At 67.1% G+C, this 15356-nt stretch carries 11 protein-coding genes; all 11 read right to left on the reverse strand.

Annotated features, from left to right (window positions below; genetic code table 11):
* Position 1: 1 nt before the first annotated feature.
* The 11 genes from AC5O77_RS00460 to AC5O77_RS00510 all read right to left on the reverse strand — a co-directional run bounded on the left by AC5O77_RS00460 (position 2) and on the right by AC5O77_RS00510 (position 15355).
* On the reverse strand, positions 2-2278 hold the full coding sequence (locus AC5O77_RS00460; protein ID WP_478057270.1) for a methyl-accepting chemotaxis protein: 2277 nt from the start codon (positions 2276-2278) through the stop codon (positions 2-4).
* An 835-nt stretch (positions 2279-3113) separates the two neighbouring features.
* Positions 3114-5492 (reverse strand): methyl-accepting chemotaxis protein, encoded by a 2379-nt coding sequence (locus AC5O77_RS00465; protein WP_180847596.1) that lies wholly within the window; start codon positions 5490-5492, stop codon positions 3114-3116.
* A 101-nt stretch (positions 5493-5593) separates the two neighbouring features.
* Positions 5594-5977 carry a hypothetical protein gene (locus tag AC5O77_RS00470; RefSeq protein WP_010482470.1) on the reverse strand — a complete coding sequence of 128 codons (384 nt, stop codon included), beginning with the start codon at positions 5975-5977 and terminating at the stop codon, positions 5594-5596.
* Positions 5978-6113: 136 nt separating this feature from the next.
* Positions 6114-6605 (reverse strand): chemotaxis protein CheW, encoded by a 492-nt coding sequence (locus AC5O77_RS00475; RefSeq protein ID WP_049401162.1) that lies wholly within the window; start codon positions 6603-6605, stop codon positions 6114-6116.
* Positions 6606-6848: 243 nt separating this feature from the next.
* Positions 6849-7622: a flagellar brake protein gene (locus tag AC5O77_RS00480; protein ID WP_478058892.1), complete on the reverse strand. Its 774-nt coding sequence runs from the start codon at positions 7620-7622 to the stop codon at positions 6849-6851.
* A gap of 158 nt (positions 7623-7780) precedes the next feature.
* The gene (locus AC5O77_RS00485; protein WP_494506310.1) at positions 7781-10030 is read right to left on the reverse strand and encodes a methyl-accepting chemotaxis protein; all 2250 of its coding nucleotides are present in this window, start codon (positions 10028-10030) and stop codon (positions 7781-7783) included.
* A gap of 352 nt (positions 10031-10382) precedes the next feature.
* Positions 10383-12371 carry a chemotaxis protein CheA gene (locus AC5O77_RS00490; protein WP_478057277.1) on the reverse strand — a complete coding sequence of 663 codons (1989 nt, stop codon included), beginning with the start codon at positions 12369-12371 and terminating at the stop codon, positions 10383-10385.
* Positions 12372-12416: 45 nt separating this feature from the next.
* Positions 12417-12782, reverse strand: coding sequence for a response regulator (locus AC5O77_RS00495; protein WP_005409521.1), 366 nt, complete (start codon positions 12780-12782; stop codon positions 12417-12419).
* Complete coding sequence (locus AC5O77_RS00500; protein WP_014037092.1) at positions 12779-13087, reverse strand: STAS domain-containing protein; 309 nt, start codon at positions 13085-13087, stop codon at positions 12779-12781. The genes AC5O77_RS00495 and AC5O77_RS00500 overlap by 4 nt, the downstream gene beginning before the upstream one ends.
* A gap of 286 nt (positions 13088-13373) precedes the next feature.
* Positions 13374-14576: a chemotaxis protein CheW gene (locus AC5O77_RS00505; protein WP_494506311.1), complete on the reverse strand. Its 1203-nt coding sequence runs from the start codon at positions 14574-14576 to the stop codon at positions 13374-13376.
* Positions 14573-15355 (reverse strand): ParA family protein, encoded by a 783-nt coding sequence (locus tag AC5O77_RS00510; protein WP_005413243.1) that lies wholly within the window; start codon positions 15353-15355, stop codon positions 14573-14575. Before AC5O77_RS00510 ends, AC5O77_RS00505 begins: the two co-directional genes overlap by 4 nt.
* Position 15356: the final 1 nt, after the last annotated feature.

A 15356-nucleotide genomic window follows, 5' to 3' on the forward strand; every position in this document is an offset into this window, starting at 1 on the left:
CTCAGAATTCCTGCCAGTCGCTGTCGCTGGCGACGAAGGTGCTGGCGTTGCTGCCGGTGCGGCGTACCGGTACTGGCGTCGGAGCCGGCCGCGGACGCGCCACGGCGGCGGCAACATGCACCGGCTCGACACGCGCGGCCACTGCCTTCATCGCGGCCGAGACCTGGTTGTCCAGGCGGAAGATCGCCACGGCGTCGGCCAGCTGGCCAGCCTGTTCTTCCATCGCACGTGCGGCGGCGGTGGCTTCTTCCACCAGCGCAGCATTCTGCTGGGTGGTTTCGTCCATCTGCACCACGGTCTGGTTGACCTGCTCGATGCCGGCCGACTGCTCCTGCGAGGCGGCGGAGATCTCGGCCATGATGTCGGTCACGCGCTGCACCGAGGCGACGATCTCGCCCATGGTGCTGCCGGCCTGGTGCACCAGGCTGGAGCCTTCGGCGACCTTGCCGACCGAATCATCGATCAGGCCCTTGATCTCCTTGGCCGCGGCGGCCGAGCGCTGGGCGAGGGTACGCACTTCGCTGGCGACCACGGCGAAGCCGCGGCCCTGTTCGCCGGCACGTGCGGCTTCCACTGCGGCGTTCAGCGCCAGGATGTTGGTCTGGAAGGCGATGCCGTCGATGACCGAGATGATCTCGGCGATCTTCTTCGACGAGGCTTCGATGGCCGACATGGTGGTGACCACCTGGCCGACCACGCTGCCGCCTTGAGAAGCAACACCCTGCGCGCCGATCGCCAGCTGATTGGCCTGGCGGGCGTGCTCGGCGTTCTGGCGCACGGTGGAGGTCAGTTCCTCCATCGACGCGGCGGTTTCTTCCAGATTGGCGGCCTGCTGCTCGGTACGGCGCGACAGGTCACTGTTGCCCGAGGCGATCTCGCCGGCGGCGAGGGTGATGCTGGACGCGCTGGCCTGGATCTGGCCGACGATCTGGGTCAGCTGGGTGACGGTGGTGTTGGCGTCGTCCCGCATGCGTGCGAACACGCCCTGGTAGTCCCCGTGCATGCGCGCGGTCAGGTCGCCTTCGGCGATGGCCGACAGCAGCTTCGAGAGCTTGCCGAGGTTGTCATCGCTGACCGCCATCATCGCGTTGAGGTTTTCCAGCATCAGGCGGAAATCGTGATCGAAGCGCTGCGCGTCGCCACGGCGGCTGAAGTCGCCTGCGGCGGCGGCACTGGCCAGCTGCTTGATCTCGGCGTTGATGCGGCCGAGGTTGGCCTTGACCGTGTCGACGGTGGTGGTCATCGCGGCCTTCTCGCCGGGGTAGCGCGCGACGTCGCGGCTCAGATCGCCCACCGCGTACTGCTGCACCACGTCCAGCACATCGTGCAGGGTCTGCACGTGGCCGCCGACCAGAGCATTGGTTTCCTGCACCATCAGCCCGTACTCGCCGGGGAAGGCGCTGGCATCGATGCGGTAGCTCAGTTCGCCGCCGTCGTGGCGACGCGCCATCTCGCGCTGGCCGCTGATCACCGCGTGCAGCTGCTGCTGCATGCCGGACATGGCGTCCAGCAGGCGGCCGGTCTCGTCATGCGGCTGCGGGCCGATGTGGCTGTCCAGCTTGCCGCGGGCGATACCCTCGGCGACGGCCGTTGCCTGCTTCAGCGGTACGGCGATGCGGTTGCCGATGAGCCAGCTCAGGGCCAGCACGATCAGTACCAGCACGCCACCGGAGACGGCCATGATGGCGGTGAACACCAGTGCCTGCTTCTGCACGTCGTCCATGTAGACGCCACTGCTGACCACCCAGTTCCAGGGCGCGAACAGGCCGGCGTAAGCCACCTTCTCGACCTCGCCCTTGCTGCCGGGCTTGGCCCAGCGGTAGTTGACGAAGCCGCCACCGGCCTTGGCTGCTTCCACCTGGTCGTAGTAGATGCGCACGCCGTCGTCGGTGCGGAAGTCCTTCATGTCCTTGCCGACCAGGTCCTTGCGGAACGGGTGCATCAGCAGGCGGTAGCCGGTGTCGTAGATGTTGAAGTAGTAGGCATCGTTATCGGCGCGCATCACTTCCAGCGCCTGCAGGGCGGCGGCCTTGGCAGCGTCCTCGCTGAGCTCGCCGGTACCGGCCAGGCGATGGTAGTGCTGGAGGATGCCGTAGCTGAGTTCGACCTGGGTCTTCAGCGCAGTCTTGCGGGTCTCGGTCAGGTCGAGGTACTGCATGCGGGCGGCGATCACCGAGAGCGCGATCACGCCAAGCGCGATGAGCAGCGTCAGCAGGTTGAGCTTGCGCCGGACGGAGAGGTTGCTGAAGTAGTGTTGCCAGCGATGCATGAGATTCATCGAGCAGGACCAGGTCGAAGCGGGCGGGCGGCGCCGTGCCGGTCACAGCGGGACAAGCGGTGACAACCCCGTTATCGGCCGCGCGGGCGGGGGATTGAGGTGCGGTGTCCGAACGTATTCAGGTTTCCTTGCAGCGGCGGCTGCGGCGCTGCCTGCGGCAGGCTTTTGAAGCAACAGCAACAGCAACAGCAACAGCAACAGCAACAGCAACAGCAACGGCGGTTGGTCGGCTCTGAATTTTCAGTGGGTGGCTGGATCGGGGTGGGCTGGCGGGACACGCCGTAAACCCCGCTCCGCGGTCCGGCCCAGCCGCTGGCGGCTGGGCGTTCGGGCGCTTGCGAAGCAGTGCTTCGCAAGCAAAGCGCCCTCACCCTTGGGGGCTCGATGGCGCCATCCATGGCGCCAACGGTCCCGCCAGCCCACCCCGACCCAGCCCTCTCGGCATTCCTGTGACGGACGGCAAGAGCGTTGGGTTTCCAAGTGGGAAGAGGGGGCAGATCCGTTTTCCTGCGGAAAGCGAATCTGAACCCGGAAGCGGTGCTGTTGCTCTTGCTCTTCTTTCTTCAATCCGGGGTGGACGCGCACGGAAACTGTCCGTGGCCGGGAGGGTGGGCTGCGCAGGGGCGTGAGCCGCATGGATGCGGCGACCGAGCTTACATGGACGTACTTGCAGCGGCCCCTGCGCAGCCCACCCTCCCGGCCAACCCTCAGTAGCCACGCGCCTACCGCGACCACCCCGAGGGGCATCGCCGTTGGCTGGATATCCAGATACCCCGTAAACGAAAACGCCCCAGCGCAGGGCCAGGGCGTTCTCGTACATCAGGTCAGGCAGGCATCAGAACTCCTGCCAGTCTCCATCAGCCAGTTCGGTGGCCATGGGGCGACCACCGGCGGTGCGGCGGGCCGGCGGGGCGACCGGGGCCGGTGCGGCCGGTGCGGCAGCGCGCGGGACCGGGGCAGCGGCGATGCGCGGGGCAACCACGGTCTCGGCTTCATCCACCACGAAGATCGACACGGCCTCGCTGAGGTGACCGGCCTGTTCTTCCATTGCGCGTGCGGCGGCGGTGGCTTCTTCCACCAGCGCGGCGTTCTGCTGGGTGGTTTCGTCCATCTGCACCACGGTCTGGTTGACCTGCTCGATGCCGGCACTCTGTTCCTGCGACGCTGCGGAGATCTCGGCCATGATGTCAGTCACGCGCTGCACTGAGGCGACGATCTCGCCCATGGTCGCGCCGGCCTTGTGCACCAGCGCCGAGCCGTCGTTGACCTTGCCGACGGAGTCGTCGATCAGGCCCTTGATCTCCTTCGCGGCAGCGGCCGAGCGCTGGGCTAGGGTACGCACTTCGCTGGCGACCACGGCGAAGCCACGGCCCTGTTCACCGGCACGCGCGGCCTCAACCGCGGCATTCAGTGCCAGGATGTTGGTCTGGAAGGCGATGCCGTCGATGACCGAGATGATCTCGGCGATCTTCTTCGACGAGGCTTCGATGGCCGACATGGTGGTGACCACCTGGCCGACCACTTCACCGCCCTGCGAGGCGACGCCATGCGCGCCGATGGCGAGCTGGTTGGCCTGGCGGGCATGCTCGGCGTTCTGGCGCACGGTGGAGGTCAGCTCCTCCATCGAGGCGGCGGTTTCTTCCAGGTTGGCGGCCTGCTGCTCGGTGCGGCGCGACAGGTCACTGTTGCCCGAGGCGATCTCGCCGGCGGCCGAGCTGATCGCGCGGCTGGACTGCTTGATGCGGGTGACGATCTCGCTCAGCTGCGCGGCGGTCGCGTTGGCGTCGTCTCGCATACGGGCGAACACGCCCTGGTAATCGCCGTGCATGCGCACGGTCAGGTCACCCTGCGACAGCGCGGCGAGCAGGCCGGAGATCTGTTCGATGCTGCCGGCGTTGGCGTCGAGCAGGCCGTTGATCTGCTGGGCCAGCTGCAGGAAGAAGCCTTCCTTGTCGGTGGCATCGATGCGGCCGGACAGGTCGCCGGCAGCGGCCTGGGCGATCACGCGGGCCACTTCGGCTTCCACCTGCGCTTCCTGGGTGCGGTCGCGCCATTCCACCACGTAGCCGACGGTGTCGCCGCCTTCATTGCGGATGGTCGAGACCACCTGGGCGAACTGGGCGTCGCCGTACTGCATCGGGCGACGGGCGACGCCGTGTGCCTTCAGGTTGCCCAGCAGGGTCTGGTCCATCTCGCCGCGATGCTCCAGCACGGTGACCGGCTTGCCGATCAGCGAGGCCTGCGCGTCGAAGTCCGGCAGGTCGCGGCGCACGTCGTCCTGGTACTGGCTCAGGGTCTGCTGCAGGGCGCGATTGGTGTAGACGATGGTGTTGCTGGTATCGGTCAGGTACACGCCGGTGGAGCTGTAGTCCAGCGCGGTGCGGATGCGCAGGTTCTCGCGGGCGATGGCCTGGTCGGTTTCGGTGCGCTCGCGCAGGTCGCGCTGCATGCGCTGCATCGCCTGCATCAGTTCGCCCACTTCGTCCTGGCGGCTGACGTCGATGTGGCCATCGAGCTTGCCGCCGGCCACATCGTTGGCAACCGAGACGGCGCCGCGCACGCTGCCGACCAGAGCACGGGCAAACAGCCAGACCAGCACCAGGCCGAGTGCGGCGCCGCCCAGCAGGGCGATCACGGTCAGCACGGCCGAGGCGGAGTAGGTGGATTCGGCCTCTTCGCGCGAGGCGCGGGCGAGGCGGTTGTCTTCGGCGATCAGCGCTTCCAGCGCCGACGCGGCCTTGCGGTGCTTGGTGCGGGTCTCGCCGACGAAGGTATCGATGGCGTCGTCCGGCAGGTCCAGTTCCAGCATCTCGGTGACGCTGTCATAGGAGGCCAGGGCATCCTTCCACTCCTTGGCGAAGGTGTCGAACAGCTTCTTCTGCTGTGCGTTGTCGACCAGCTTCGGATAGTCCTTGATCGACTTGTCCATGCTGGTACGCAGCTCGACGGTCTGCTTGCGTGCATCAGCCTTGACGTCGTCACTGGCGCGGATCAGCTGCTGGTAGGCGGCGTTGCGGTATTCACCCAGCATGCCGCGCATCTCGCCGGCCATGCGGATGCTCTCCATGCGAGAACCCGCCAGCTCGGTGGTGACGTTGTTCAGCGAGTGCAGGCCGCGATAGGCGACGATACCCTGCAGCAGCATCACCAGCAGGAGGACACCGAAGGTCAGCAGCAGCTTCGGCATCAGTTTCAGGTTGTTGATCCACGGCATGGGCGTTGCGAGCTCCTAAGGCAGACGCGCCCGGGCATCGGGCCCGGTTGCAGCAGAAACCACGCCGGCACCAGGTCCGGCGTGGTTCGACGGACAGCGGATTACTTGATGTTGGCCAGCTTCAGGCCGGCCGGCGAGCTGACTTCGATTTCGGCGCGCGAGGCGTCGCGCTGGATCTTGCCGATCACGCAGACGGTCTTGCCTTCCAGGGTTTCCAGCGGGAAGGAGAACTTGCCGCGGTTCTCGCCAGCGATGCGGGCCGAGAAGGTGTGGCGCGGGAAGGCGCCGCCCATGTACAGGAAGGTCGGCTGGCCTTCGGAACCCTCTGCGTAGCGGGCCTTCTCGACCTTGCCGCAGACCATGCCGTCCTTGCCGACCGAGCGCGGTGCCAGTTCCGGCGGGATCATGTCGGCCGACTGGGCGAACGCGGCGGAAGCAGTGGTGGCCAGGACAGCGGCCGAAACGAACGCAAGCAGGGACTTCATCGAGGTGTATCTCCGGGGATGGTGATGGTCGTTCCGGTTCTGCGCGCTTCTGCGCGACCGGCTTCTGTCCCCCTATCGGCACTGCCGGAGGGAACTGAAGGGTTTTGTGACCAGAACGTGAAGCAGGTCCGTTCGATCAGGCAGCGGCGTCTTCAACGACGCTGGCCTGGCCCATGTCGGCGCTGTCCAGCAGGGTCTCGATGTCGAGCAGGATCAGCATGCGGTCGTCCTGCGTGCCGATGCCGGAGATGAAGCGGGTATCGACGGCGGCGCCGAATTCCGGGGTCGGGCGGATCTGCTCGGCCGACAGCGGGATCACGTCCGAGACGCTGTCGACGACGATGCCGACCACGCGGTCGTCGACGTTCAGCACGATCATCACGGTGAAGGCGTCGTAGCGGGCATCGTCCAGGCGCAGCTTCAGGCGCAGGTCGATCACCGGGACGATGGTGCCGCGCAGGTTGATCACGCCCTTGATGTAGTCCGGTGCATCCGGGACCCGGGTGACCGCGTCATAGCCGCGGATTTCCTGGACCTTGAGGATGTCCACACCGTAGTGCTCGGCACCGAGGGTGAAGCTGAGGAATTCGCCACCGGCGCTGGCGGCGGAGCTGGTCTTGTCGTTCATCGAGGGGTCCTGGTTCTGCCGGAAGTCCCGGTGTCAGGCTCGATATCGGCCCCTCGTCGGGGGACTTTAGGTGCCGGGGGAAGGCATCCACGCATGGCGTGGATCTACCGGGGAAGATGGGGGCATCCACGCATGGCGTGGATCTACACGGGAAGCGGTAGTGCCGGGCGCTGGCCGGCAACCTGGCAACAATGTGGATACGGTCATTGCCGGCCAGCGGCCGGCACTACCGGTCGGGAGGCCTTACAGCTCGCCGTTGCGGCGCGCCTTGCGCTGGCGGTCGATGCGGAAGATGTAGCGCTGGATGGCACTGTCGGCGCCACGCGGCAGGATGTCGAAGCGCATGCCCACGCGCTTGATCTCGATACCATTGGGTTGGCGCTGCGGCAGCAGGTTGCAGACGACCAGCTCGATCTCCAGGTCGGGGCCGTCGGGCAGCGACAGCATCGCCGGGTAGCGCTTCTGCAGGCTGAACACCGCGCAGTCGGTAGGTACGGCCACCGCCAGGCCGCCGCCGCTGATGTCCACCACCCGCATCGACAGCGCTTCGGCACGGCTCTCGCCGGCGGGGATCAGCAGCTGGGGCGAATCGGTGACTGGCGTCTCCAGCCGGTACATCTCACGTCGCTGCAGATGGACCAGTTCGTCCGGCAGAGGGGCACGGAAGGCGACGTGGCCGTCGTTGTCCACACGCTGCAGTGCCTGCAGGCGGAACCGTACCAGCACGCGTTCGAGCTGGGCAAAGCACAGCAGATGCTCGGCCTGTTCGGCGGCGCGGTTGGACGCCTCCTGCGGGCTGCCATCGAGCAGCAGGGTGTCGTCGTCCTCGTCGAGCTCAAGCAGCGCGGTTGGGAACGAGCGGTCGCGGCCGTCGATATGCGCATTGATCAGTGATCGCTGGTCGATCAGCGATCGCAGCAGCTGCCGCAGCTGGCGCGGATTACGGACCAGGAAACGTTCGTCAGCGGCATCAGCCGCGTGGACATCATGCACTGCAGTGTCGTTGCCGTCGGACATGGAATCTACGGTCAGGGGCGGGCGCCAGCACGCGTTGGCGCGAGGCTCGATGGGGATATCGGCCACTGTGCCCGATTATGAAGTGAGAATTGCATCACTTTCCATGCGTCAGGGGTCGGATCCCTTTCCCGAAGGAAAGGGATCCGACCCCGGGTACATCAGAACTCCTGCCAGTCGCCGTCTGCGGCCAGCGCCGGCTGGGCCGTCGCCGTGCGCAGCGTACGCGCCGGGACCGGCTTTGCGGCCGGTGCGGCGGCTGCGACCTGGCGCGGTACCGGTGCCGCCAGTGGGCGTGCCGGGATGGCCGTCGTGCCCTGTGATGCCAGCCGGAAGCGGGCCACGGCTTCACCGAGCTGCACGGCCTGGTCTTCCATTGCACGTGCGGCAGCGGTGGCTTCTTCCACCAGCGCAGCATTCTGCTGGGTGGTTTCGTCCATCTGCACCACGGTCTGGTTGACCTGCTCGATGCCGGCACTCTGTTCCTGCGACGCTGCGGAGATCTCGGCCATGATGTCGGTCACGCGCTGCACCGAGGCAACGATCTCGCCCATGGTGCTGCCGGCCTGGTGCACCAGGCTGGAGCCTTCGGCGACCTTGCCGACCGAATCATCAATCAGGCCCTTGATCTCCTTGGCGGCAGCGGCCGAGCGCTGGGCGAGGGTGCGCACTTCGCTGGCGACCACGGCGAAGCCACGGCCCTGTTCACCTGCGCGGGCAGCTTCCACTGCGGCATTCAACGCCAGGATGTTGGTCTGGAAGGCGATGCCGTCGATGACCGAGATGATCTCGGCGATCTTCTTCGACGAGGCTTCGATGGCCGACATGGTGGTGACCACCTGGCCGACCACTTCACCGCCCTGCGAGGCGACGCCATGCGCGCCGATGGCGAGCTGGTTGGCCTGGCGGGCGTGCTCGGCGTTCTGGCGCACGGTGGAGGTCAGTTCCTCCATCGACGCGGCGGTTTCTTCCAGATTGGCTGCCTGCTGCTCGGTACGGCGCGACAGGTCGCTGTTGCCTGAGGCGATCTCGCCGGCGGCGAGGGTGATGCTGCCGGCGCTGGCCTGGATCTGGCCGACGATCTGCGTCAGCTGCGCGACGGTGGTGTTGGCGTCGTCACGCATGCGTGCGAACACGCCGTTGAACTGGCCGTCCATGCGCGCGGTCAGGTCGCCGGCGGCGATCGACTGCAGCAGCTGCGAGAGCTGGCCGAGGTTGCCGTCGGCCACCTGCATCATGCTGTTGAGCTGCTCGATCATCACGCGGAAATCGTGATCGAAACGCTGCGCATCACCGCGCTGGCTGAAGTCGCCTGCGGCGGCGGCACTGGCCAGCTGCTGGATCTGCGTGTTGATGGCCAGCAGGCTGGCCTTGGCCGCATCCATCGACTCGTGCAGGATCGCGCGGCTGCCGGGCAGGCGGCGTGCGTCCGGGGTGAGGTTGCCGGTGGCGTACTGGTTGAGCACGTCGATGGCATCGCGGATCGCGTCGAGATGTTCGAAGATGACCGTGTTGATGCCGCTGGCCAGCTGCCCGTAGACGCCCGGGAAGTCTTCCGGAATGCGATGGCTGATGTCCGGACCGGCGTGCATCTGCGCCATCAACTGGGTCTGCTCGGAGAAGCGGCGCAGCATCGCGGTCATTTCGGTGGTGGCGGCCAGCATCTTGCCGGCTTCGTCCTTGCTGGTGGCCTGGGTGCTGACGCTGAGATCGCCACGGGCAACGGCCTGGATCGCGTGCAGGGCCTTGCCGAGCGGGCCGGTGACGGCGCGCGAGATGACCACCGCCAGGGTTGCGGCGACCACAACCAGCAATACTACGACGGCAATGATCGCCAGCATGCTGTTGCGGTGGGTGGCGTTGGCGTTGTTGATCTTGTCCTGCATCAGCGAGCTGCTGTACGCGCCCAGTGCCTTGAGGTCTTCAAAGGCTTTGCGGCGCAGCGGGCGCGACTGGTCGTCGGAGATCTGCCGTGCGACGACGCCATCGCCGGCGGTGGCCGCTTCGCGCAGCTTGGCATTGGCTGTGAAGTAGCCATCGACGTCGGCCTGCACGGCGCGGTAGAGCTCGCGCTCCTTGGCGCCGGCCGGCAGCTTGGCGTACGCGGCCAGCTGTTCGCGCACGACGGCGGCGGTGTCGTCCATGCGCTTGTTGTAGTCGGCCACCTTCTCGGGCTGGTCCAGCATGCTCAGCTGGGCCAGCTCATAGGTGCGGAACTCACCCAGCTGCGAGCGCACTTCGCCGAGGTACTGCACGGACGGAATATCGTTGGAGGCCATCGCGCTCAACTGCGCGTTGGCCTCGGACAGGCGGACCAGAGCGAAAGCGCCCAGTACGACGGTCATCAAGGTGGTGAGGGTGAACCCCACGGCCAGCTTGCGGGCGATGGGCAGATCGTGGAACCACTTCATGCAGGGTGCTCCAGGTGGGCAGGGCGCCGGCGTCGTTGCGTCGGCTGGGGGTGGTTGCAGAGCGAACGGTGGTGCCCGGTGGGGGTTCGGTGACGGCCGTCAAAGCGAAATAGCGGCGCAGTTCGGATGGACTTTATGGACGCAGATCACATTCGGTTGCGTAGGGATGACGTCGCGAAAGTGGTGCCATGACAGGGCTTTCGCTTGAATGGCAAGGTTGCGCCCGAAACCTTCGTGCAGACGGAGTTCACGGTATGCCTGGCGAAGCGAGCGCGGTCAGATCGTGGCCGTGCGCGCAAACGAAAACCGCCGCCCCGAAGGGCGGCGGCTCAGTACACGCATGCAACGTGGATCAGGCGGCCTGCGGCATCCGCAGCGAACGCACCAGACCGCCGATGTCGACGATCAGGGCCACGCGGCCATCGCCAAGGATGGTGGCACCGGATACCCCGCCGATGCGGCGGTAGTTGTTCTCGATGTTCTTCACCACCACCTGCTGCTGACCGACCAGCTCGTCCACTTCCAGCGCAATCTTCTGGCCATCGCCTTCGACCACCACCACCAGTGATTCGCTGCCCGGGGCTCGGTTGCCGTAGCCGTAGTACTCGCTCAGCGACAGGATCGGCAGGTATTCGCCACGCACGCGCAGCACGCGGCCTTCGCCGGCCATGCTGCGGATGTCCTCGGGCTGCGGCTGCAGTGCCTCCAGCACATAGGCCAGCGGCAGGATCAGGGTTTCGCCGGCCACCGCCACGGTCATGCCATCGAGGATGGCCAGGGTCAGCGGCAGGCGGATCAGCGTGCGCGTGCCGGTGCCGAGGCCGCTTTCGATCTGCACTTCGCCACCCAGTGCCTGGATGTTGCGGCGGACCACGTCCATGCCGACGCCGCGGCCGGACAGGTCGGTGACCGCGTCTGCAGTGGAGAAACCCGGCTGGAAAATCAGGTCCCAGACCTGCGAATCGGTCGGGTTGTCCGGCACCGCCAGACCGCGTTCGGTGGCCTTGGCCAGGATCTTGGCACGGTCCAGGCCGCGGCCGTCGTCGCTGACTTCGATGACGATGTGGCCGCCCTGGTGCGAGGCTGCCAGGGTGATCGTGCCGGTCTCGTCCTTGCCCGCACCGCGACGCACGTCGGGCATTTCCAGACCGTGGTCAATCGAGTTGCGCACCAGGTGGACCAGCGGATCGGCGATCTTTTCGATCAGGCCCTTGTCCAGTTCGGTGCCTTCGCCGACGGTGCGCAGGCGTACCTGCTTGCCGAGGCGGCTGGACAGGTCGCGGACCAGGCGCGGGAAGCGGCGGAACACCGCATCGACCGGCAGCATGCGCACGCCGATCACCGCTTCCTGCAGGTCGCGGGTGTTGCGTTCAAGCTGGTCCAGGCCGGCGAACAGGCTCTCGGCGTGGACCGGGTCCAGCGCGTGCGAGACCTGCTTGAGCATGGCCTGGGTGATGACCAGTTCGCCGACCAGGTTGATCAGTGCATCGACCTTGTCGACGCTGACCCGGATCGAGGTTTCGGCTTCCTGGCCGCCAGCGCTGCTGGCAGCGGCGGCGGGTGCCGCCGGTACAACGGCAGCCGGTGTGGAAGGGGCGGGTGTGGCAGGTGCCTCGGTGGCCAGGCTCGGCGGCGCAGCCGGACGGATGTCCAGTTCGCAGTCGTCCAGCACCCAGGCGAAGGTGTCTTCGATCTTGCTGCGCGGCACCTTGCCGACCAGGCCGAGATCCCACGCCAGGTGGGCCTCCAGCGGGTCGAGCTGGGCGAAGCCGGGCAGGCGTTCCATGCGCGCGGCGACCTGCAGCGAACCGAGATGTTCCAGTTCGCGGATGATGCGCAGCGGGTCGTTGCCGCTCATGAACAGCGATGGCGCCGGGGTGAAACCGATCTGCCAGGCTTCCGGCGTATCGTCCACCTTGGCTGCGGCGGCCGCGGGGGCGCTCGCTGCGGCCTCCCCGGAAAGAACCGCCTCCAGGCGCGCCTTCACCGCAGCAACTGCGGCGGGATCGGCGGCTTGGCCGTGTTCGGCTTCGCGCAGCAGGGCGCGCAGCACGTCCACCGAGGACAGCATGGCGTCGACGGCGTGGCCTTCCAGCGCCCGCTTGCCGGCACGCAGCTCATCGAGCAGCGTTTCCAGCACATGGGTCAGGCCGGCGATCGCATCGAAGCCGAAGGTGCCGGCGCCGCCCTTGATCGAGTGGGCGGCGCGGAACACCGAATTGATGATCTCCGCGTCCTGCTGCCCCGATTCCAGGGCCAGCAGGCCAGCCTCCATCGCGTCGAGGCCTTCGCGGCTCTCCTCGAAGAAGGTGGCGTGGAAGCGTTGCAGGTCCATGCTCATGGCAGTGGTGGTCCGGAAGCGAAGAGGGGGAGCGGTGGCGGGCGATCAGCCCAGCACTTTCTGCACGGTGGCGACCAGCTGTTCCGGATTGAACGGCTTGACCAGCCAGCCGGTGGCACCGGCGGCCTTGCCTTCGGACTTCTTGTCGGCGGCCGATTCGGTGGTCAGCATCAGCAGCGGCGTGAACTTGTAGTCCGGCAGCTGGCGCAGTTCGCGGATCAGCGCGATGCCGTCCATGTTCGGCATGTTGACGTCGGTGACCACCGCATTGAAGCGCTGGCCCTTGGCGCGACCGAGCGCGACCGCGCCGTCTTCAGCTTCTTCGACGGCAAAACCGGCCGAGGTGAGGGCGAAGGACACCATCTGGCGCATTGACGCCGAATCGTCCACCACCAAGATACGTGCGCTCATGCAGCGTTCTCCACAGATTTCAGGTTGTCATGGGTTACGTCCAGGCCCAGGGCCTGGGTGACGCCCAGCAGGCGCGCGGCGTCACGGAAGGTTGCGGTGCAACCGTGGAAGCCGGTGCCCAGGCCTGCCTCGCGGCGGGCCTGCACGAACGCACACAGCACCTGCACGGCGGCCGTGTGGATGCGGGCGACCTGGCTGGCATCCAGGGTCAGCTCGCCTGCCTGCGCCACCAGCGGGGCGAGGCGGTTCTTGAGCTCGGTGGTGCTCTCGATGCCGAGATCCCCACCCAGTTCGACAGTGCTCATCGTTGCTCCGGACAAACGGTTCCGTGATCCATAACGGCACCCCGGTGGGGTTCTTTAGGGGAATCGACGCGGTGCGTCGATGCGGTCGCTGTGGAAAAGGGGACGGAGGGGATTAAGTCGCAACTGGCTCGGCGCTTTGCGCCGATGCGGTGCCTGTCGGGGACGCAAGGAGTTGATCCGTTGGATCAACACCTTACGTCCCCCACTGCGTGGTCGCCGTTGCCGAGGGTGGCTGCGGGAGAGCCTGGTCGATTGCGACTTAATCCCCTCCGTCCCCTTTTTCCGCTCAACTCAACAACCGGGTGGCATCCAGCAGGATCATCGGGCGCTGGCTGACCCGGGCCACGCCACGGAACAGGTCGTTGGAGATCTGGCAGATGCGCGCGGTATCGGGCGGTTCGATCTGCGAATCGGTGAGGTTGGCCACATCTTCCACTGCCGACACGCGCAGGCCGATGGTCTCGCCGTCTTCCTCCAGCACCACGATGCGGGTCTGTGAGTCGTCTTCGGCGGCCGCGGCGCCCAGGTGCAGGCCGAGGTCCATCACCGGTACCACCTGGCCACGCAGGTTCATGATGCCCAGCATGGCCGGCGCAGTGCCGCGCAACGGCAGCAGCGGCACCGGCAGCACCACTTCCTGCACCTTCAGCAGTTCCAGTGCATAGGCCTGGGTGCCGCAGCGCAGGCGCAGCCAGCGCGAGGTGCGCTCGCCGGCGCGTCGGTTCTGCGGATGCGGGCTGCTGGCGGGCCGATGTGCCTGTGCCTGCAGCTCCTGCCAGCTGCTCGGGCGGTTGCCTGTTGGCGCGTCCACGGCCACGCGCGGGGGCGGTGCGGCATCGGTGCGTGCAACTGGAGCGGGTGCTGCGACCACGGCCGCTGGTGGCGCAGGAACGTCCTCGCCGCCGGCAGCGGCCTCGAACGCGGCCTCCAGGCCGGGGCTGTCGGTGTGGGCGAGTCGATGGCTGTCGGCCGGATCGGTCTCGTAGATCACTTCGTCCGGCAGGTCGTCCCATGTAGGTTCCGGGCCAGACTTGGCGGTGGCGGGAGCAGGGGCCGTCTCGTGGATCACCTCGTCAGGCAGGTCATCCCAGGTCGGTTCGCGCTCGGGGGCGGCAACAGGCATCGCGGCGGCCTCGAAGGCGGCCTCCAGTGCTGCGTCGTCCTCTGCCGCGGCAGCAGCAACAGTCTCCGTTTCGTAGATCACTTCGGCGGGCAGATCGTCCCAGGTGGGTTCGCGCTCAGCCGTTGCGGCCGCGTCGAAGGCGGCTTCGAGTGCGGCGTTGTCGACGGCAGGCGCAGCGGCGACGGTCTCGGTTTCGTAGATCACCTCGGCCGGTAGGTCATCCCAGGTCGGCTCGCGTTCGGCGTCGGCTGCAATTGCTGGGCACGCTTCGTCGCTCGCCGGCGGCGGTGCAGCCGGTGGTGCCACGGCGATCGCTTCGCCCAGCAGTTCGTCCAGGTAGTCGTCCAGTACACCGGTGCTGTTCATGCGGCCTGCTCCAGGGCGCGGGCATCCTCGCCGAGGATCCAGTTCAGCGCGCGGCGATAGGCGGCCAGGCCGCGGCCCGGGTAATCCTCACCAACGCTCGGCAGGGTCAGGCCGGCGGCGTTGCTGATGCGGGTGTCGATCGGAATCGCGTCTTCCCACACACGGGTGCCGTGACGATCCTGCATCGTGCGCAGCGACTCGTTGCCGGCGCGGGTGCGGCGGTCGAACAGGGTAGGCAGGATCGAGATCGGCAGCGGGCGGCGGCGCGAGCGTTCGACCATCTCGCCGGTGCGGACCATGCCATCCAGGCCATGCAGGGCCAGCGGCTCGGCCTGGGTGGGGATGATCAGGCGATCGGCTGCGGCCAGCGCATTGATCATCAACAGGCCGAGGGTGGGCGCGCAGTCCAGCAGGATGTAGTCGTGCTGGCCCTGATGGCGCGCAAGCGCATTCTGCAGCGCCAGGCCAAGGCCAGGCTGGTTGGCGCTGCGGCGTTCCAGCGTGGCCAGCGCGGACTGTGCGCAGACATAGTCCAGGCCATGGATGCTGCTGGCATGGCACAGGCTGGAAAGATCGGCGGGCGGGGCGCCGAACAGCTCCAGCACGCCAGCCGGCGGCGGGTCTACCGGTACGCCGAACGCGCGGCTGAGCGAGGCATGCGGATCGAGGTCGATCAGCAGCACGCGATGGCCAAGTGCGGCCAGTCCGCGGCCGAGGGCGAGGGTGGTGGTGGTCTTGCCGACTCCGCCCTTCTGGTTGGCGACTGCCCAGATGCGCATC

Source organism: Stenotrophomonas sp. INTA L402-1, from assembly GCF_059295135.1.